Origin of the sequence: Micromonospora vulcania, assembly GCF_042658605.1 — a bacterium.
In the GTDB taxonomy this organism is placed as follows: domain Bacteria; phylum Actinomycetota; class Actinomycetes; order Mycobacteriales; family Micromonosporaceae; genus Micromonospora; species Micromonospora vulcania.
The window spans coordinates 17,950-36,415 of sequence record NZ_JBHSQS010000026.1 but is presented as its reverse complement, the minus strand read 5'-3'; the positions used below and the strand labels follow the sequence as shown (position 1 = coordinate 36,415).

The following is an 18,466-nucleotide window of genomic DNA, read 5'->3' as shown; positions in this document are numbered from 1 at the left end:
CCGCGGGGCCAGCCCCGTCGGGCGTACGTCAGGGGCGCTCGTCGGGGCGGGCCGGGCGGACCATGTCCTGATAGCGCGGGTGACTGGCACCGTAGACGGCGTAGTTGAGTCGGGCGTGCGAGAGACTCAGGTCGCCGTTGGGGCCACCCCGGACGGCATCCGCGTCGACGTCGGACTGACCGTCGTCGGTCCAGAAGCAGACCGGGCACGTCCCGCCGCCGGTCCGAGAGGCGCAGCAGGGACAACCCAACGGAACCACGTGTTCACCCACCGGGGCAGCATTCCATAGTCGAATGTCAGGCCGATACCCGCAGGAGTACGCCAGGGGCCACCCCGAGCAGGTCCACCGCCCGCCCTCTGTTGACCGCCACCGCGACCAGCCCGGCCGAGTCACCGTCAGTCGGTGGTGCGCAGCCACGAGACCGGTGCCTGGCGGATATGGGACAACGGCACTGGCCGACCGGCCACTCCCGCCGTGGGGGCACCGTTGGGCACACTGCCCTGGTGACACATCGGAGCCTGCCCGCCGTCGGGATACTCGTGCTCGCCGTCGCCCTGACCGCCGGCTGCGGCAGCGACGAGGCCAAGCGGCCGGCTGCGTCGTCGACCCCGGACGCCGTCTCCTCGACCGTCTCGCCGCCTGCGGTGAGCGCGCCGGCCGCGGACCCGTCCAGCGCCGTCCCGCCACCCGTCCCGCCCTCCGCCCCGCCTGCCGCCCCGCCCTCGGTTCCTCCGCAGGGGCCGACCGAGCGGCGACCGGCCAGTCAACCGCCCGTGGTGCTGCCCCGCCGCCCGGCCTCGGCGCCCGGCGCGAAGCAGGTGGTCGACGCGTTCAAGGCCGCCGGGCTGAAGGTGTCGCACCCGAAGGACCGCTCGGTCGACTGCGGCCCCGACGGGCTCGGCCTGGGCTGTTCCGAACTGATCGCCACCGACGCCGTCACGGTGTACGTGTTCCCCGACGAGATCAGCGCCAGCGACATCGCCGAGACGTGGCGCGGGCAGTCGTACCGGCGCGGCGCGGTGGTGCTCAACTACCTGGAGGCGAAGACTCCGGCCGCCGATCGCGCCCGCTACGAGAAGGTGCTCGCCAACCTCCGCTGAACCCCGGGCGTTCGCGTGTCGGCGGCCCGGGACATGTCTGTCTGTTGAGCGGTATACCTGTGAGGCATATTTATGCCTCACAGGTATACCGCTCAACCTGGTATGGCCTGCCGGACGTTCGACGGTGCGGTCGGGGGCAGCGAAGAGGGCTGGTCAGCCCCGCAGGCGCAGACCGCGCGGGGTGGCCCGGAAGCCGGCGGCGGTCAGCGCGTCGCGCAGCGTCGAGGAGTGCACCGCCTCGCCGTCGGCGCGTTCCACCGACATCGCGCCCAACGCACCGGAGTGCACGGCGTCGGCGAGCGCCTTGCCAGCGGCGGCGAGCGTGTCGGCGTCGTCGGTGAAGGACAGCAGCGTTCGGCCGCCCCGCTCCACGTAGAGCACGAGATCGCCGGCGACCTGCACCACCAGGGCACCGGCCTTGCGCCCGGCCCGGTGCCCGGTCGCCGGGACGGCCCCGTCGCCGGAGTCGACGACCCGCTCCGGCCAGGGCAGCGCGGCACCGTACGGGTTGGCCGGGTCGGTGGCGGCGAGCACCGTAGCCGGGCCGCCCCGGCCCCGGGCGCCGTCGGACGGCTCGGCGAGCGCGCGCAGCCGGTCCACCGCGCCGGGCACCGCGAACTGTGCCGCGCCCAGCCCTTCCACGAAGTAGCCCCGGCGGGCCGCCCCGCGCTCCTCCAGAGCCGACAGCACCGGGTAGACCGCGGAGAATCCGCCGACCACCTGCTCGGCCATGACCGCGCCACGGGTGACCACTCCGTGCCGCTCCAACAGCAGATCGGCGAGGGCGGCGGCACGCCGGGTCGGGTCGAGGTCGCGCTCCGGCAACCGTGACCAGCGCCCCGCGACGGTCGGCGGGCCTCCCCGGGTGGGCAGCGCCACCCGACCCGGCCGGCGATAGCGGGTACGCGGTGCGGACGGCCGTGAGCGGTGCGCTCCGCCGGCGCCGAGCACCGCGCGCAGCGGGGCGAGGGTGTCGTTGGTGAGGTGACCGGCCCAGACCAGGTCCCAGACCACCGCGGTCAGCGCGGCGTCGTCGGTCGAGCCGACCCGGTCGGCCAGTGGCCGGAAGAACAGCGCCTGGCCGTCGCCGAGCGCGTCGAGCACCGCGTCGTGCAGCGGGGTCCGGGTCAGCGCCTCGTCCGGCGGTGGGAGCAGCAGCGGGGCCGCGTCCGCGTAGGCCAGAGTGACCCAACCGTCGCCGCCGGAGATCGCCCCCGACCCGGCCCAGAGCACCTCCCCGCTGGCGCACAGTTCGTCGAGCTGGGCGGGGGAGTAGTCGGCGACCCGGCCGGGCAGCACCAGCCGCTCCAGCGCGGACGCCGGCACCGCCGCACCCTGCAGTTGCTCCACCGTCGCGGCGAGCGCCTCCACCCCGCGGGCGGACGAGCCGACCTGCTGCCAGCGGGGCAGGAACGTGGCCAGCGCGCGGGGTGGCACCGGCTCGATCTCCCGGCGCAGTGCCGCGAGCGACCGCCGGCGCAGCAAGCGCAGCACCTCCGCGTCGCACCACTGGGCGCCGGCGGAATCCGGGGTGAACTCGCCGGAGACCACCCGCCCGGTTGCGGCGAGCCGGCGCAGCGTCTGCTCGACCACGAACACGCCGAGCCCGAAGCGGGCCGCGCAGGTCGCCGCGGCGAACGGCCCGTGGGTGCGCGCGTAACGGGCCACCAGATCGCCGAGCGGATCGGCCACCGGAGCCAGGTACGCCTCGGCCACCCCGACCGGCAGCGCCACGCCGAGCGCGTCGCGCAGCCGCGCGGCGTCCTCGACGCCCACCCAGCGCTGCTCCCCGGCGATCCGGACCCGCAGCACCCGGCGGGTGGCCTCCAGCTCGGTCAGCCAGGTCTCCGGCACGCCCCGCTCGGCCAGTTCGGCGGTGCTCAGGTCGCCGAGCACCCGGAGCAGCTCGACCACGTCCTCGGCGTCGCGTGGGCGGCGCTGCTCGGTCAGCCAGCGCAGCTGCCGGTGGGTCTCGGTGAGCACCGTCGGGTCCAGCAGCTCGCGCAGGTCGACCCGGCCGAGCAGTTCGCCGAGCAGCGCCGAATCCAGGGCGAGCGCGGCGGCGCGGCGCTCGGCGAGCGGGGCGTCACCCTCGTAGAGGAAGGCGCCGACGTAGCCGAAGAGCAGCGACCGGGCGAACGGGGACGGCTGACTGGTCTCCACCTCGACCAGCCGCACCTTGCGGGCGGCGAGATCGCGCATCAGCCCGGCCAGCGCCGGCTGGTCGAAGACGTCCTGGAGGCACTCCCGGGCGGCCTCCAGGGTGACTGGGAAGTCGGCGTATTCGCGGGCCACGTCGAGCAGTTGGGCGGCGCGTTGCCGCTGCTGCCAGAGTGGCTGGCGGCGGCGTGGGTCGCGGCGGGGCAGCAGCAGCGACCGGGCGGCGCACTCCCGGAACCGGGCGGCGAAGAGCGCCGAGGTGCCGACCGATTCCTCCACCAGTTGGGCGATCTCGTCGGGCTCGAAGACCACCACGTCGGCGCCGGGTGGCTCGTCGGCGGTGTCCGGCAGCCGCACCACGATGCCGTCGTCGGAGGGCATCACCTGGGCGTCCACTCCGTAGCGCTCGGCCAGCCGGCGGCCTACCGCGAGGGCCCACGGCCCGTTGACGCGGGCACCGAGGACGCTGTGCACGGCGAGCCGCCAGTCGCCCAGCTCGTCGCGGAAACGCTCGACCACGATGGTGCGGTCGTCGGGCAGCGAGCGGGTGGCCTCCCGCTGCTCGCGCAGGTATGCCATCAGATTGCCGGCGGCCCAGTCGTCCAGCCCGCCGGCACGCAGCGCGGCAAGGGCGGCCTCGTCGCTCTGCCGCAGCAGCGTGCGTACCCGCGCGCCGATGGCCCGGCCCAGCTCCACCGGCCGGCCGAGCTGGTCGCCCTTCCAGAACGGCATCCGGGCCGCCTGCCCGGGCGCCGGCGAGACCAACACCCGGTCCGGGGTGATCTCCTCGATCCGCCAGGACGAGGAGCCGAGCAGGAAGACGTCGCCGACCCGCGACTCGTAGACCATCTCCTCGTCGAGCTCACCGACCCGGGCGGCGCGCTCGGCGCCAGCCAGGAAGACTCCGAAGAGGCCCCGGTCGGGGATCGTGCCACCGCTGGTCACCGCGAGCCGTTGTGCGCCGGGACGACCGGTGAGCAGGTCGGTGGCGCGGTCCCAGACCAACCGGGGCCGCAGCTCGGCGAAGGCGGTCGACGGGTAGCGGCCGGAGAGCATGTCGAGGACGGCGTGCAGCGCCGAGTCGGGCAGCTCGGCGAAGGGTGCGGCGCGGCGGACCAGCACGGCCAGGTCGCCCACCCGCCACGGCTCCAGCGCCACCATCGCGACGATCTGCTGAGCCAGCACGTCCAGGGGGTTACGCGGGTAGTGCAGCTCCTCGATCGCGCCGTCGGTCATCCGCTCGGCGACCACGGCGCAGGAGAGCAGGTCGCCGCGGTGCTTGGGAAAGACCACCCCGCGGCTGACGGCGCCCACCTGGTGCCCGGCCCGGCCGACGCGTTGCAGCCCGGCGGCCACGCTCGGCGGTGCCTCGATCTGCACCACCAGGTTGACCGCGCCCATGTCGATGCCCAGCTCCAGGCTGGAGGTGGCCACCACGGCCGGGAGCTGACCGGACTTCAGTGCCTCCTCGATGTGTTTGCGCTCCTCCCGGGAGACGCTGCCGTGGTGTGCGCGGGCGATCACCGGTGCCGCGCCGGCGGCGGCACCGGACTGGGCCATCACCTCCGCCGGGGGCCGGTTGCGGACCGGCCCGGCGGGGCCACCCCAGCGCTGCGCGCCGTGTGCCGGGCCGCCGTCGCCCGCCGGGTCGTCGCGCGGCGACCACTCGTCCGGTACGCCCACCGCGCCGCCGCCGCCCGTTTCGTCGACCTGCGCGGTGGCCGCCGCCTCGGCGGCCAACTCGTTGAGCCGCGCGCAGAGCCGTTCGGCGCTGCGTCGGGAGTTGGTGAAGACGATGGTCGAGCGGTGCTGCCCGATCAGTGTGAAGACCCGCTCCTCCACGGCCGGCCAGATCGAGGCGCGGCGCGGCCCGGGACCGCCGAGGGAGTCCTCCGGAGGCTGCTCCTGCTCGTCCAGGCGGGTCATGTCCTCCACCGGCACCTGGACGCTGACCTCGATGGTCTTCGGGGTGGCCGGCTGCACGACGTCGACCGGCCGGGCACCGCCGAGGAACCGGGCACAGGCGTCGATCGGCCGGACCGTGGCGGAGAGGCCGATCCGCTGTGCAGGAGTGGGCAGCAGCTCGTCGAGGCGTTCCAGCGAGAGGGCGAGGTGCGCCCCGCGCTTGCTGCCCGCCACCGCGTGCACCTCGTCGACGATCACCGTCTGGACGCCGCGGAGCGAATCCCGGGCGGCGGAGGTGAGCAGCAGGAACAGTGACTCCGGGGTGGTGATGAGGATGTCCGGTGGGGTGCGGGCGAAGGCTCGGCGCTCGTCGGCCGGGGTGTCGCCGGTGCGCATTCCCACGGTGATGTCGGGCGGGGCGACGCCGAGCCGGGTCGCCGCCTGCCGGATGCCGGCCAGCGGGGCGCGCAGGTTGCGTTCGACGTCGACGGCGAGGGCCTTGAGCGGGCTGACGTAGAGCACCCGGCACCGCTGTCGGGCCTCGGCCGGTGCGGGCTCGCGGGACAGCCGGTCGAGCGACCAGAGGAAGGCCGCGAGCGTCTTGCCGGAACCGGTGGGCGCCACGACGAGGGCGTTGCGACCGGCGGCGACCGATTGCCAGGCACCGGCCTGGGCGGCGGTGGGCGCGGCGAAGGCGGCATCGAACCAGGCGCGGGTGGCCGGGCCGAACCCGTCCAGCACCCGGCTCGTGTCTGCGCCTGCCTCCGTCACTGGTCCATCGTGCCCCGCCGGTACGACAACCACGAGCGATCGACGGCGGATTGTGTCCGGGTGTAGGCGGTAAGCACCGGATGCGTGCTTAATACGTTAAGTCTCACTTAACTGCTTGCTTGTGAGGTGCAACATAAAGTAACTTCACTGCCAACGCGAAGCAAGGTGGAGGGGACCGGATGGCCGGCGAGCAGCGGAACGTCGCTCCCGGCACCGACGTGCTGATCCGCAAGGTCGACAGTCACCTCGCCATGCTCCGCGGCGGCCTGCACGGGCCCGAGCTGCTGCTCGCCGAGCGGCTCGCGCACTGCCTGAGGGAGCTGGTCGTCTCCACCGCCCAGGCCAGCGCGGCCGATCGCGGGCTGGTCCGCGTTGCCGTCCACTACTTCGTGCTGCGCCGGGAGAGCCGTGGCCGCCTGCTCTCGGTGCGGTCGCTTGCCGCCGCCGAGCGGGTGGTCGACAAGGTGGCCCGCCAGCTCGGCCGCGTGGACCTGCTGGCCGATTTGCGCCACGACCACCCGTCCCGCGACGCCCTGCCCGTCGGCGACGCCCTGCTGCACTGACTGGGCGGCTGGCCGCCCGCGCTTCGCCGTCGACCGGTGGACAATTACCGCAAAACGGCACGGCGCGCGACGAACTGGCGTCTGATCGCTGCTAGGCCCACCGCTGCACGGGCGTCGGCCACCTCGACCGGGAGCACGGGTGCTGGTACTGCTCATCCTCCACCTCGTGGCGGCCCTCGTCGCACCGCTCCTCGTCCGGTGGTGGGGGCCCCGCGCGTGCTATCCGCTGGCGCTGGCGCCGGCCGCCGCGTTCGGCTGGGCGCTGGCCCACACCCGGGCCGTCGGCGACGGCGGTGCGGTGGTCGAGACGTACCCCTGGATCCGGCAGTTGGGCCTGGACGTCGCACTGCGGGTCACCACGCTGTCCTGGTTGATGACCCTGCTGGTCGGCGGTGTCGGCGCGCTGATGCTCGTCTACAGCGCCCGTTACTTCGCCACCGGCTCGATCGGGCTGGCGCGGTTCGCCGCCGTTCTGGTCGCGTTCGCCGGTGCGATGCTCGTCGTGGTCTTCGCCGACGACCTGCTGCTGCTCTACGTCGGTTGGGAGCTGACCACGATCTTCTCGTACCTGTTGATCGGGCACAGCACCGAGCGGAGGTCCAGCCGGTGGGCGGCGGCGCAGGCGCTGACCGTCACCACGTTGGGCGGGCTGGCCATGCTGGTGGGGTTCATCCTGCTGGGCGAGCACGCCGACAGCTACCGATGGTCAGAGATCGCCGCCCGTCCGCTGCCGAGCGGCGGATACCTGGTCACCGCGGTGCTGCTGATCCTGGCCGGCGCACTGTCCAAGTCGGCGGTGCTGCCGTTCAACTCCTGGTTGCCGGTGGCGATGGCGGCGCCCACCCCGGTCAGCGCGTACCTGCACGCCGCCGCCATGGTCAAGGCCGGCGTCTACCTGGTCGGGCTGCTCGCGCCGGTGCTCGCCACGGTCGGCCCGTGGCGGCCCGTCGTGCAGGTCGCCGGCCTGGCCACCATGCTGGTCGGAGGCTGGGCCGCCCTGCGCCAGACCGACCTGAAGCTGCTGCTGGCGTACGGGACGGTGAGCCAACTCGGCCTGCTGATCGCGGTGACCGGGGCCGGCACACCGGACGCCGCCCTGGCCGGTGTCGCCATGCTGCTGGCGCACGCGCTGTTCAAGGCGGCGCTGTTCCTGGTCGTCGGCGTCATCGACCACGGCGCGGGCACCCGGGACCTGCGTGAGCTGTCCGGGGTGCGGCACTGGTCCCGGCCGCTGTTCGTGGTGGCGGTGCTGGCCGCGGCGTCGATGGCCGGCGTACCGCCGCTGGTCGGCTTCGTGGCCAAGGAGGCGGTGTTCGCGGCGTTCACCGACCGCCCGCTGATCCTCGCCGGGCTGGTCGCCGGGACCGTGCTCACCGTCGCGTACAGCGCGCGCTTCCTCTGGGGCGCGTTCGCCGACCGGCCGGGGGTGGCGCCGGTGCCGTCCGGCCGGATCGCCCGGTCGCTGCTGATCCCCCCGGCCGTGCTGGCCGGCGTCGGGCTGCTCGCCGGGCCGGCCGCCAGCGTGCTGGACGACGCGCTGCGCCCGTACGCCGATCTGTTCGGTGGGGTCGACGGGCACCTGGCGCTCTGGCCCGGACCGACCCCGGCGCTCGGCTTGTCCGGGCTGGTGCTCGTCGGCGGCGGCCTGCTTTTCGCCCTGCGCGGGCCGCTCGCCCCGGTGCTGGCCCGGCTCCGCTCGCCGGTCAACGGCAACCGGGGGTACGAGTGGATCGTCGGCCGGTTCGACCGGCTCGCCATCGAGGTCACCAGCGCGACCCAGCGTGGCTCGCTGCCGCAGTACCTGGGCGCCATCCTGCTCACCCTGGTGCTGCTGCCCGGCGGGGCGTTGCTCGCCGCCCGACCGTGGCGGGCCCGGATCCCGCTCTGGGACTCGCCGCTGCAACCGGTGGTCGTGCTGGTGATCGGGGTAGCCGCGGTGCTGGCGGTCGGTGCCCGCCGCCGGCTGACCGCAATGCTGCTGGTGGGGATGACCGGATACGGCACCGCCATGCTCTTCGTCCTGCACGGCGCGCCCGACCTCGCGCTCACCCAGTTCCTGGTGGAGACCGCGACCATCGCGGTCTTCGTGCTGGTGCTGCGCCGCCTGCCGCAGCGGTTCTCGGCCCGTCCGCTGCGCAGCAGCCGGTGGGCCCGCCGGGCGATCGGCGTGGCGGTGGGCGTGGTGACCGCCGGGCTGGCACTCGCCGCGGCCGGCGCCCGCCGGGCGCCGGACATCTCCGCGGCCTTTCCGGACCTGGCGGTGGCGCAGGGGTACGGCCGCAACGTGGTCAACGTGACCCTGGTCGACATTCGGGCCTGGGACACGATGGGAGAGCTGGCGGTGCTGGTGGTGGCCGCGACCGGTGTGGCCAGCCTGATCTTCGAGCGGTCCCGCACCGGGCCGAGGCCGCGCCGGCCGGAGCCGGCGAGTCGGGCGAACCGACCCGGCCGGCCGGTGTGGCTGCGCGGCGGGCCCACCCTGTACGAGGAGCGCCGCTCGATCGTGCTGGAGGTGGTCATCCGGCTGATCTTCCACACCGTGGTGCTGTTCTCCCTGTTCCTGCTCTTCTCCGGGCACAACGCGCCGGGCGGCGGCTTCGCGGGCGGGCTGGTGGCGGGTCTCGCCCTGGTGGTCCGCTATTTGGCCGGCGGCCGGTACGAGCTGGCCGAGGCGGCCCCGGTCGGCGCCGGCGCGGTCCTCGGCGCCGGGCTGGCCGTGTCGGTGGGCACCGGCGTGGTGGCGCTGCTGGCCGGTGGATCGGTGCTGGAGAGCGCCCGGGTCGACCTGTCGCTGCCGCTGGTCGGCGAGGCCCACCTGGTCACCTCGCTCTTCTTCGACGTCGGCGTCTACCTGGTCGTGATCGGGCTGGTGCTGGACATCCTGCGCAGTCTCGGGGCCGAGGTGGACCGGCACATCGACGCGACCGGGACCGTCGTCGGCGGGCTCGCCGTCGACAAGGGGGAGCGGTGACCACCAGCGGCCCCGGCCCGACGCTCGTGCTGGTGCTCGTCGTCGGTGTGTTGGTCGGCTGCGGGGTGACGTTGCTGCTGGAGCGCAGCCTCACCCGGATCCTGCTCGGCGTGATCCTGACCGGTAACGGGGTCAATCTGCTGATCCTGCTCGGTGGCCGGTCCGGCGGGGCGCCGATCGTCGGCACCGGCCCGGTGGATCGGCTGAGCGACCCGCTGCCGCAGGCCATGGTGCTGACCGCCATCGTGATCACGTTCGGGCTGACCGCGTTCCTGCTCGCGGTGGCGTACCGCAGTTGGTACCTCACCGGCGACGACGAGGTGCCCGACGACCTGGAGGACCGGCAGATCATCCGCCAGGCCGAGCGCAACGAGGTGGCCACCACCGACCTGGGCGGTGAGGGTCCGGGCAGCGACCCGGAGCAGGTCGATCCCGAGCCGGCACGCCGACGTCTGCGGCGCGGGAACGAGACGTGATGAGCGGGCTACTGCCGCTGCCGGTGGTGGTACCGCTGCTCGGCGCGGCACTGACCCTGCTGCTGGCCTCCCGGCCCCAACTCCAGCGCGCGGTCAGCGTGCTCTGCCTGACCGGAACCCTCACCGTGGCGGTGCTGCTGCTGGTGCAGGCGTACCGGCACGGACCGGTGGTGGTGGCGATCGGCGGGTGGCCACCGCCGGTCGGCATCGTGCTGGTCGCCGATCAGCTCGCCGCGCTGATGCTGGTGGTCTCGTCGGCGGTCACCCTCTGCGTGCTGCTGTACTCGATCGGCCAGGGCCGCAGCGAGACCGGCGAGACCTCGCCGGTGACGATCTTCCATCCGACGTACCTGGTGCTCACCGCCGGTGTCACCAACGCGTTCCTCGCCGGCGACCTGTTCAACCTCTTCGTCGGCTTCGAGATTCTGCTGGCCGCCAGCTTCGTGCTGATCACCCTGGGCGGCACCGAGACCCGGATCCGGACCGGGTCGACGTACGTGGTGGTCAGCATCCTCTCCTCGATGCTCTTCCTGACCGCGGTGGGGCTGGTGTACGCGGCCACCGGCACGCTCAACATGGCCCAGCTCGCCCAGCGCCTCGACGACCTGCCCGACGGTGTCCGGCTGACCCTGCAACTGATGCTGCTGCTGGCCTTCGCGATCAAGGCGGCGGTGTTTCCACTCTCGGCCTGGCTGCCGGACAGCTACCCCACCGCTCCGGCCCCGGTCACCGCGGTCTTCGCGGGACTGCTCACCAAGGTCGGCGTGTACGCGATCATCCGTACCGAGACGCTGCTCTTTCCGGGCGGCCAGGTCGACGGGGTGCTGATGGTCGTCGCCGGACTGACCATGGTGGTCGGAATCCTCGGCGCGGTGGCCCAGTCGGACCTGAAGCGGCTCTTCTCGTTCACCCTGGTCAGTCACATCGGATACATGATCTTCGGGGTGGCGTTGAGCACCGTCGCCGGGCTCTCCGGAGCGATCTTCTATGTGGTGCACCACATCACCATCCAGACCACCCTGTTCCTGGTCGCGGGGCTGATCGAGGAACGGGCCGGCAGCACCGACCTGCGGCGCATCGGCGGGCTGGCCCGGATGGCGCCGCTGCTCGGTGTGCTGTTCTTCGTCCCGGCGATGAACCTCGCCGGCGTACCGCCGTTCTCCGGCTTCCTCGGCAAACTCGGCCTGCTCCAGGCCGGGGTGTCGGCCGGCGGGCCACTGCCCTGGGCGCTGGTCGCGGCCGGCACGCTGACCAGCCTGCTCACGCTCTACGTGGCGTCCCGGGTGTGGAACCTCGCCTTCTGGCGGGCGCCCCGGCTGGCCACCACCGAGCCCGCCGTCCGGCTGCCCATGTTGATGGTCGGGGCCACCGTCGCCCTGGTCGTGCTCGGGTTGGCGCTGACCGTGCTGGCCGGTCCGCTCTTCGACGTCACCGCCGATGCCGCCACCGACCTGCGTTCGCGCACCCCGTACGTGCGGGCCGTGCTGCCGGGCGGCGCACCGTGACCGGCCCGCGCGAGCCGGATCCGGGGGCTGCCGACGGCCCGCGCGAGCCGGTTCCGGGGGCGGTCGACGGCCCGCGCGAGCCGATTCCGGGGTCCGCCGCCGACCCGCCCGCGCCGGGGCGGAGCCGGCTCGGGCGGTGGCGGGACCAGGCGCTGGCGCTGGGCTGGCTGGTGGCGGTCTGGAACCTGCTCTGGGGCGAGGCGAGCTGGGCCAACCTGGTCAGCGGCCTGCTGGTGGGCGGCGCGGTGCTGCTGTTCTTCCCGCTGCCGCCGGTCACCTTCGCGGGCCGGCTGCGCCCCTGGGCGCTCCTGGTGTTCGCCGTACGGTTCGCCGCCGAGTTGGTCAGCGCGAGCCTGCACGTCGCCCGGATCGCCGTACACCCCGGCTACCGGCCCCGTGGAGCGATCATCGGGGTCCCGCTGCGGGTGCCCACCGATCTGAACCTGGCGCTCACCGCGGAGGCGGTCTCGCTGGTGCCGGGCACGCTGATCCTCGAACTGGACCGCGATTCCGGGACGCTCTACCTGCACGTACTGGACACCCACGGGCCAGCGGACCTGACCGACGCCCGGGAGCGCACTCTCGCCGTCGAGCGACGCATCGTCCGGGCGGTGGGCTCCGCCGCCGAGCTGCACCGTGTCCAGAACGATCCCGTCGAGAAAGGAACCAAACCGTGACCACGTTCCTGGCCGTCGTCCTCACCGCACTGCTCTCGGTGACCGCGTTGCTCGCGTTGGCCCGGCTCTACCGGGGTCCGTCACTGCTGGACCGGGTGATCGCCGCGGACATGCTGCTCGCCACCATGGTCGGCGCGGTGGGCGCCGAGGCCGCGGTCAACCGGCACGCCAGCACACTGCCCGTACTGGTGGTGCTCTCCCTGCTCGGGTTCGTCGGCACGGTGTCGCTGGTCCGCTTCGCCGTCCGGGAGCCGGCGTGATCGGGACGATCGCGGACTGGCTCAGCGCGGCTTGCCTGGTGGCCGGCGCGTTGCTCGGCCTGGCCGCCGCGATCGGCGTGCTGCGCTTTCCGGACGTGCTGTCCCGGATGCACGCGGCCACCAAGCCGCAGGTGCTCGGGGTGCTCCTGTTGCTGCTGGGCATCGCACTGCGGCTGCGGTCCCCGGCGGACCTCGGCATGATCCTGTTGGTGGCGGTCTTCCAGCTCACCACCGCTCCGGTCGCGGCGCAGATGATCGGCCGGGCCGCGTACCGGTCCGGCCGGCTCGACCGCAAGCTGCTCGACGCCGACGAGCTGGCCGACCGCTGACCTGCGGTGAACCGGACGATCGGCGTCTTCGGCCCACCCCCAGCGGAGTCCCAGCCAGCGTCGATAAAATGGCGGCATGATCGACTCGTCTGCCCAGGAGGGCAGCAGTAGCCAGCCGGGTCGTGCCCGGCACATCCCCGTCCCGACGACCCCGGGAGCCCTGAGCTACCCGTGCTGATCGTCGTCGGTCTTCTCTTGATCATCGTGCTCACCGCCGCCACCGGTTACTTCGTGGCGCAGGAGTTCGGCTACGTCGCCGTGGACCGGGGCAAGCTCCGCCAGCTCGCCGATGACGGCGATCCGGCCGCTGCCCGGGCCCTGACCGTCACCAGCCGGCTCTCCTTCATGCTCTCCGGCGCGCAGCTGGGCATCACCGTGACCGCGCTGCTGGTCGGTTACGTCGCCGAGCCGTACCTCGGTGGCGGCCTCGCCGACCTGTTCGGCGTGGCCGGCGTCAGCGAGAGGGTCAGCCTGCCGCTGTCGGTCGGGCTCGCCCTGATCATCGCCACCGTGGTGCAGATGGTGCTCGGTGAGCTGGCACCCAAGAACCTCGCCATCGCCCGGGCCGAGCCGCTGGCAAGGGCGCTGAGCAGGTCCACCCTGATGTACCTGACCGTCGCCGGGCCGGTGATCCGGCTCTTCGACCGGGCGTCGGTACGGCTGCTGCGCCGGGTCGGCATCGAGCCGATCGAGGAGCTGCCCAGCGGGGCCACACCGGCCGACCTGGAGCAGATCATCGCCGAGTCCCGGGAGGAGGGCAGCCTGGACGCCGAGATGTCCACGCTGCTCGACCGCGGACTGGACTTCCGCGAGCTGACCGCCGGCGAGGCCATGGTGCCCCGCGTCGACGTGCACACCGTACGGGCGCACGATCCGGTCAGCCGGGTCGTCGAGCTGCTGGACAGCGGGCACTCCCGGTTCCCGGTGCGCGGCGCGGAGGGCGTCGACGACCTGGTCGGCGTCGTCGGCATCGCCGACGTGCTCGGCGTACCCCCGGCGGAGCGCGCCACCACCCCGGTGAGCGCGGTGGCCGGGCCGCCGCTGCTGGTGCCGGAGACGTTGCCGCTGCCGACGGTGCTGGACCGGCTGCGGTCCGGGCACCGGCAGATGGCCTGCGTGGTCGACGAGTACGGCGGTTTCGCCGGCGTGATCACCCTGGAGGACATCGCCGAGGAGCTGGTCGGCCCGATCCGCGACGAGGACGACCCGCCGGACCGGGAGCCGGCCCGACAGGACGACGGTTCCTGGGTGGTGCCGGCCCGCTGGCGGATCGACGAGGTCGCCGACAGCACCGGTATCTCGCTGCCCGAGGCCCCGGAGTACGACACCCTCTCCGGCCTGGTCATGCGGGAACTGGGCCGGGTACCGGAGGTCGGCGACCGGCTGGAGATCAGCCTGCTGCCCGAGGGCGCCGACGCCGAGGACGGCGAGCTGGAGCCCCGGGCACTGGTCGAGGTGCTGGCGGTGGACCGGCACGTCGCCGATTCGGTTCGGCTGCAGCTGACCGAGGGGCGGCTCTCATGAGCCCCGGGGTCGCGCTGTTCAGCTCGGTGGTCCTGCTGGCGCTGAACGGGTTCTTCGTGGCCGCCGAGTTCGCCCTGGTGGCCAGTAAGCGGTACCGCCTGGAGCAGGCGGCGGCCACCGGCGGTCGCGCGGCGCGGGCCGCGCTGGACGGCGTACGCGAGCTGGGGCTGATGCTGGCCGGTGCCCAGCTCGGCATCACGCTGTGCACCCTGGGACTCGGCGCGCTGGCCGAGCCGGCGATCGAGCACCTGGTCAGCCCGTTGCTGCACGCGGTCGGGCTGCCGGACGCGGCCAGCCACGTGATCGCCCTGCTCTTCGCGCTCGGGTTGGTCACCTTCCTGCACCTGGTGGTGGGGGAGATGGCGCCGAAGTCGTGGGCCATCACCGACGCGGAGCGCTCGGCGACGCTGCTCGCGCTGCCGTTCCGCGGCTTCGCCCGGGTGGCCCGGCCGGTGCTCTCCGCGCTCAACGCGCTGGCCAACGCGATCCTGCGGCTGGTCGGCGTCAACCAGCAGGATCAGCTCGCCCAGGTGCACGGCCCGGACGAGCTGCGGATCCTGCTGGAGCAGTCCCGTGAGCACGGGCTGCTCGGCGCGGAACAGCACCAGCTGCTCACCAGCATGCTGGAGTTGCAGGGCACCTCGGTGGCGCAGGTGATGGAGCCGTTCGCCACCATGGTCACGGTCCGTCGGGACGACCCGGCCGAGCGAATCGAGCAGATCAGCCGGGACAGCGGCCGGTCCCGGCTGGCGGTGCTGGACCCGGCGGGCGACGTCTGTGGCCTGGTGCACGTCCGGGAGGCGGTGCGGGTGGTCACCACCGGCCGCGTCGCCACCGCCGGGGAGCTGATGACGCCCGCGTTCACGCTGCCGGCGACGTCCTCGGTCACCGAGGCGGTGGCCGCGATGCGCGCCCGACAGTCCCAGCTCGCGCTGGTACGCAACGGGGGCGGCCCAGCCCGACCGATCGGTTTCGTGGCGTTGGAGGACCTCCTGGAGGAGGTCATCGGTGAGTTCGACGACGAGACCGACACCGTGCCGCGCGGGCGGCGGCTCCGGTAGGGCCGGCGCGGCGGTTTCGGTAGTTCCGGCGCGGCGGCTTCGGCAGTTCCGGCGCGGTGGTTTCGGTAGGGCCGGCGCGGCGGGACTGAGGTGACCTCGACCGGGTAGGCGTGCCGGGTGCGGGACCACCGGGGTCCCGTGCCGGAGGGGGCAGCGGTGCGGCTGACGGGGGTGTCCCGGGAGTCCCGCTGGACGGGGCTGTCCGTGCAGACCACGCTCGACAACCCAAGTACCCGACCGGGCCTGCGCCTCCCGGGTCGGGTGACGGTGGCGGCCGGGCCGGACGACGTGCTGGTACGGCACGTCCGGCTCGGCCTGGTCACCACGGTCGAGCCGGACGACCCGAACGCCGCCAAGCGGCTGATGCAGTTCCACCAGGTGCCGATCGCCGGCCGGTTCGTCGTACCGGCCGGCCGGCGGCGGGCGGTCGACTTCGCGCTGCCAATGCCGTGGGAGACCCCGGTGACCACCTTCGGCGGGGTGCCGCTGTTGAGCCTGCGGATGGGTCTGCGGACCGAGGTGTCCGTCGATCCGGAGCTGGACCAGGGCGCGATGGTGCCGGTCGTCGTGCACCCCGTCCCCACCCAGCAGTACGTGCTGGCGACGCTGGCGACGCTGGGTTTCCAGATCCGTCAGGCCGGGTTGCAGCAGGGCGGCCTGCCGGGCGTGGAGCAGACCCTGCCGCTGCACCAGCGGTGGGGTTACTGGGCGGCGCCGCTGTATGCCGGCCCGATGACCGAGCTGGAGGTGATCTTCGTGACCAACTCGGCGGGCCTGGAGGTGATCCTCTGGGTGGACCGCCGACTGGCGCTGGCCGGGATCACCCACCAGAGCATCAGCCGGTTCCGGATCTGGCATGCGGACGCCGACCGGCGGGACTGGGTCGCCACCGTGGACGGTTGGCTGCGGATGGCGATCAACAGGCATGCGGCGGCCGCTTCGGGCGCCGACTGGTCCGCTCGCGTGAACGAGTCCGCCCGGGTCAGTCGCCACCCCGACGAGCCGGTCCAGCCCGGCTTCGGCCTGGGCGGCACCGCCGGCAGCGCGGGCGTGGGTGGCGGCGGCTCCGGCGGCGACGGCACCTGAGCCAGCCGGCTCTGCGCGCCGCGTGCTTGCTCTGCGCGACGCGTGCTTGCTCTGCGCGACGCGTGCTTGCTCTGCGCGCCGCCGGTGTTAGGAGGGGACCCTTGCTATACCTCAGGCGTTAACAAGGTGCCCTTCCTTACACCGAGGCGGTAGCGAGCTTGAGGCTGAAGGCGAGGAAGAGGGCGGCGACGGCGGTGGTGCCACCGACGGCGAGCCGACGCCGCTGGCGGAACTGCGTCGCCAGGAACGTGCCCGCGAAGATCAACGCGGTCAGGTAGAGCGCGCTGGTCACCTGGGCGATCAATCCGAGCAGCAGGAACGACAGCGCCGGCCACGCGTAGTCGGGGTCGACGAACTGGATGAAGAACGAGATGAAGAACAGGATCGCCTTCGGGTTCAGCAGGCTGATCACCAGCGCCTTGCGGAACGGGCTGCGCATCGCCGCCGGCTCCGCGGCGTCGATGAGCCGCGGCGTGCTGGGGTCGTTGCGGTCGCGCCAGCGCCGCCAGGCGCCGCGCAGCATGGTCAACCCGACATAACCGAGGTACGCGGCACCGGCGTACTTGATCACCATGAACAGCGGCGGGTACGCCTTCAGCAGCGACGCCACCCCGGCAGCGGAGAGGAACATCAGCACCCCGTCGCCGACGAACACTCCCGCCGCGGCCCGGTAGCCGACCGCCACGCCCCGTTTGGCCGCGGTGGAGAGCACGAAGAGTGAGTTCGGCCCGGGCAGCAGGATGATGGCCACGGTGCCCAGCACGTACGTCCAGATGTCGGTGATCCCCAGCACGCCCGCCATCATCACGCCACCGGTGCCGTACGGCGAAGTCTTTCTCGCAGCCTGACCTGTGCGTTCGGCCACTCGTCGACGGTCATCGCGTACTGCACGGTGTCCCGCCACGAGCCGTCCGATCGCTGCCGGTGCATCCGCAGCACCCCCTCGCGGGTCGCGCCGAGCCGTTCGATGGCCGCCTGCGAGCGCTCGTTGCGCAGGTCGGTGTGCCACGCCACCCGTACCGCGCCCAACTCGTCGAAGGCCCGGCCGAGCAGTAGCAGCTTCGCCTCGGTGTTGATTCCGGTACGCCACCACGGCCGGCCGAGGAAGGTGTGCCCGATCGCCACCGAACGCCGTTCCGGATCGATCTCGTAGTACGACGTCGTCCCGACCACCGCGCCGGTCACCGCACAGCGCTGCACCCAGGGCACCCGTTCCCCCCGGTGCTGGGCGGCCAGCGCGCCGGCGACCACCGCGGCCGTCCCGGCCGGTTCGGTCGGCAGCGCGATGCCGAGGTGCCGCCAGACCTCCTCCTCGGCGGTTGCGGCGTGCAGTTCGTCGGCGTGCGCCAGGTCCAGCGGCTCCAGCCAAACGTGCGCACCGGCCATCGGCGCCGGGTCGTGCCACGGCGTACGGGCCGCCCGCAGGTACGCCGGCAGCGGCGCGGTCACCCCGGCGGCCGGTTCCGGCAGCCCGGCGGTCAGCCGCAACGGCAGTACGCCGGCCCAGTGCGGCAGGTGCAGGTCGGCCTCGTCCTCGCGTACCCCACCGGTGCGGGACCGGACCGCCACCTCGCGCAGCGGCAGCGCCAGTACCGCGGTCTCGGCCAGCTCCCGCCGGCTCGGTGGACGGCTGTCCGTGCTCCGTCCGGCGGCGACCTTCTCCACCAGCGCGGTGAGCATCGCGGTCTTCTCCCGCTCGTCGGTGACGAGCCGGGCGGTGCCGAGCGCGACCACCGAGCGGTAGTTGGCGCTGTGGTGGAACTGCGAACGGGCGTAGACCAACCCGTCCAGCAGGGTCACCGAGACACAGACCGGCAGCCCGTCGCCCCGGGCGGCGAGCAACGGCCGGCTGCCCGTGGAGCCGTGCAGGTAGAGCGTGTCGCCGATGCGGACGTGCAGGGTGGGCAGCACCCGTGGCTCGCCGTCGACGGTGAACCCGAGGGCGCAGTGGTACGCCTCGTCGAGCACGGCGTGTGCGGCCGTCCGGTCGTAGCTCATCATGTCGCGGGAGCGGTTGGGGGTGGTCCGGGCGGTGGGTGGGTACATGTTCCCCCCTTTGTTCTAGTACAATCTCCAA

General features: G+C 73.3%; 15 protein-coding genes. 11 read left to right on the top strand and 4 right to left on the bottom strand.

What is annotated here, in order from left to right; all coding sequences use genetic code 11:
* Positions 1 to 28: 28 nt before the first annotated feature.
* Entirely contained in the window at positions 29 to 271 is a 243-nt protein-coding gene (locus tag ACFQGL_RS27815; protein ID WP_377515495.1) for a CPCC family cysteine-rich protein, read from the bottom strand.
* Between the two features lie 233 nt (positions 272 to 504).
* On the opposite strand from ACFQGL_RS27815, the gene ACFQGL_RS27810 reads away from it, so the two are divergent.
* Positions 505 to 1,101: a hypothetical protein gene (locus ACFQGL_RS27810; RefSeq protein WP_377515494.1), complete on the top strand. Its 597-nt coding sequence runs from the start codon at positions 505 to 507 to the stop codon at positions 1,099 to 1,101.
* Between the two features lie 153 nt (positions 1,102 to 1,254).
* Here ACFQGL_RS27810 and ACFQGL_RS27805 read toward each other — a convergent pair whose 3' ends face one another.
* On the bottom strand, positions 1,255 to 5,937 hold the full coding sequence (locus ACFQGL_RS27805) for an Lhr family helicase (protein WP_377515493.1): 4,683 nt from the start codon (positions 5,935 to 5,937) through the stop codon (positions 1,255 to 1,257).
* A gap of 179 nt (positions 5,938 to 6,116) precedes the next feature.
* On the opposite strand from ACFQGL_RS27805, the gene ACFQGL_RS27800 reads away from it, so the two are divergent.
* The 10 genes from ACFQGL_RS27800 to ACFQGL_RS27755 all read left to right on the top strand — a co-directional run bounded on the left by ACFQGL_RS27800 (position 6,117) and on the right by ACFQGL_RS27755 (position 16,389).
* Positions 6,117 to 6,500 carry a hypothetical protein gene (locus tag ACFQGL_RS27800; RefSeq protein ID WP_377515492.1) on the top strand — a complete coding sequence of 128 codons (384 nt, stop codon included), beginning with the start codon at positions 6,117 to 6,119 and terminating at the stop codon, positions 6,498 to 6,500.
* Between the two features lie 139 nt (positions 6,501 to 6,639).
* The gene (locus ACFQGL_RS27795; protein WP_377515491.1) at positions 6,640 to 9,471 is read left to right on the top strand and encodes a Na+/H+ antiporter subunit A; all 2,832 of its coding nucleotides are present in this window, start codon (positions 6,640 to 6,642) and stop codon (positions 9,469 to 9,471) included.
* Positions 9,468 to 9,947, top strand: a complete 480-nt coding sequence (locus ACFQGL_RS27790) for a Na(+)/H(+) antiporter subunit C (protein WP_377515490.1) — start codon at positions 9,468 to 9,470, stop codon at positions 9,945 to 9,947. The genes ACFQGL_RS27795 and ACFQGL_RS27790 overlap by 4 nt, the downstream gene beginning before the upstream one ends.
* The gene (locus tag ACFQGL_RS27785) at positions 9,947 to 11,452 is read left to right on the top strand and encodes a Na+/H+ antiporter subunit D (protein WP_377515489.1); all 1,506 of its coding nucleotides are present in this window, start codon (positions 9,947 to 9,949) and stop codon (positions 11,450 to 11,452) included. Before ACFQGL_RS27790 ends, ACFQGL_RS27785 begins: the two co-directional genes overlap by 1 nt.
* Positions 11,449 to 12,129 (top strand): Na+/H+ antiporter subunit E, encoded by a 681-nt coding sequence (locus ACFQGL_RS27780; protein ID WP_377515488.1) that lies wholly within the window; start codon positions 11,449 to 11,451, stop codon positions 12,127 to 12,129. Before ACFQGL_RS27785 ends, ACFQGL_RS27780 begins: the two co-directional genes overlap by 4 nt.
* Positions 12,126 to 12,389, top strand: a complete 264-nt coding sequence (locus ACFQGL_RS27775) for an MrpF/PhaF family protein (protein ID WP_377515487.1) — start codon at positions 12,126 to 12,128, stop codon at positions 12,387 to 12,389. Before ACFQGL_RS27780 ends, ACFQGL_RS27775 begins: the two co-directional genes overlap by 4 nt.
* Positions 12,389 to 12,718 carry a monovalent cation/H(+) antiporter subunit G gene (gene mnhG, locus ACFQGL_RS27770; RefSeq protein WP_377515527.1) on the top strand — a complete coding sequence of 110 codons (330 nt, stop codon included), beginning with the start codon at positions 12,389 to 12,391 and terminating at the stop codon, positions 12,716 to 12,718. Before ACFQGL_RS27775 ends, mnhG begins: the two co-directional genes overlap by 1 nt.
* Positions 12,719 to 12,889: 171 nt before the next feature.
* A complete protein-coding gene (locus ACFQGL_RS27765; RefSeq protein WP_377515486.1) occupies positions 12,890 to 14,242 on the top strand; it encodes a hemolysin family protein in 1,353 nt (450 codons plus the stop codon).
* Complete coding sequence (locus tag ACFQGL_RS27760; RefSeq protein ID WP_377515485.1) at positions 14,239 to 15,303, top strand: hemolysin family protein; 1,065 nt, start codon at positions 14,239 to 14,241, stop codon at positions 15,301 to 15,303. The genes ACFQGL_RS27765 and ACFQGL_RS27760 overlap by 4 nt, the downstream gene beginning before the upstream one ends.
* 156 nt (positions 15,304 to 15,459) lie before the next feature.
* Positions 15,460 to 16,389, top strand: a complete 930-nt coding sequence (locus ACFQGL_RS27755) for a sporulation protein (protein WP_377515484.1) — start codon at positions 15,460 to 15,462, stop codon at positions 16,387 to 16,389.
* A 136-nt stretch (positions 16,390 to 16,525) separates the two neighbouring features.
* Here the strand turns inward: ACFQGL_RS27755 and leuE are convergent, their stop codons facing one another.
* Entirely contained in the window at positions 16,526 to 17,194 is a 669-nt protein-coding gene (gene leuE / locus ACFQGL_RS27750) for a leucine efflux protein LeuE (protein WP_377515483.1), read from the bottom strand.
* Entirely contained in the window at positions 17,194 to 18,435 is a 1,242-nt protein-coding gene (locus tag ACFQGL_RS27745; protein ID WP_377515481.1) for a bifunctional pyridoxamine 5'-phosphate oxidase family protein/GNAT family N-acetyltransferase, read from the bottom strand. The genes leuE and ACFQGL_RS27745 overlap by 1 nt, the downstream gene beginning before the upstream one ends.
* Positions 18,436 to 18,466: the final 31 nt, after the last annotated feature.

Coding starts and splice junctions, on each gene's coding strand:
- ACFQGL_RS27800 (WP_377515492.1), top strand. CDS start 6,117: ATGGCCGGCGAGCAGCGGAACGTCGCTCCCGGCACCGACGTGCTGATC.
- ACFQGL_RS27785 (WP_377515489.1), top strand. CDS start 9,947: ATGAGCGGGCTACTGCCGCTGCCGGTGGTGGTACCGCTGCTCGGCGCG.
- ACFQGL_RS27760 (WP_377515485.1), top strand. CDS start 14,239: ATGAGCCCCGGGGTCGCGCTGTTCAGCTCGGTGGTCCTGCTGGCGCTG.
- leuE (WP_377515483.1), bottom strand. CDS start 17,194: ATGATGGCGGGCGTGCTGGGGATCACCGACATCTGGACGTACGTGCTG.
- ACFQGL_RS27745 (WP_377515481.1), bottom strand. CDS start 18,435: ATGTACCCACCCACCGCCCGGACCACCCCCAACCGCTCCCGCGACATG.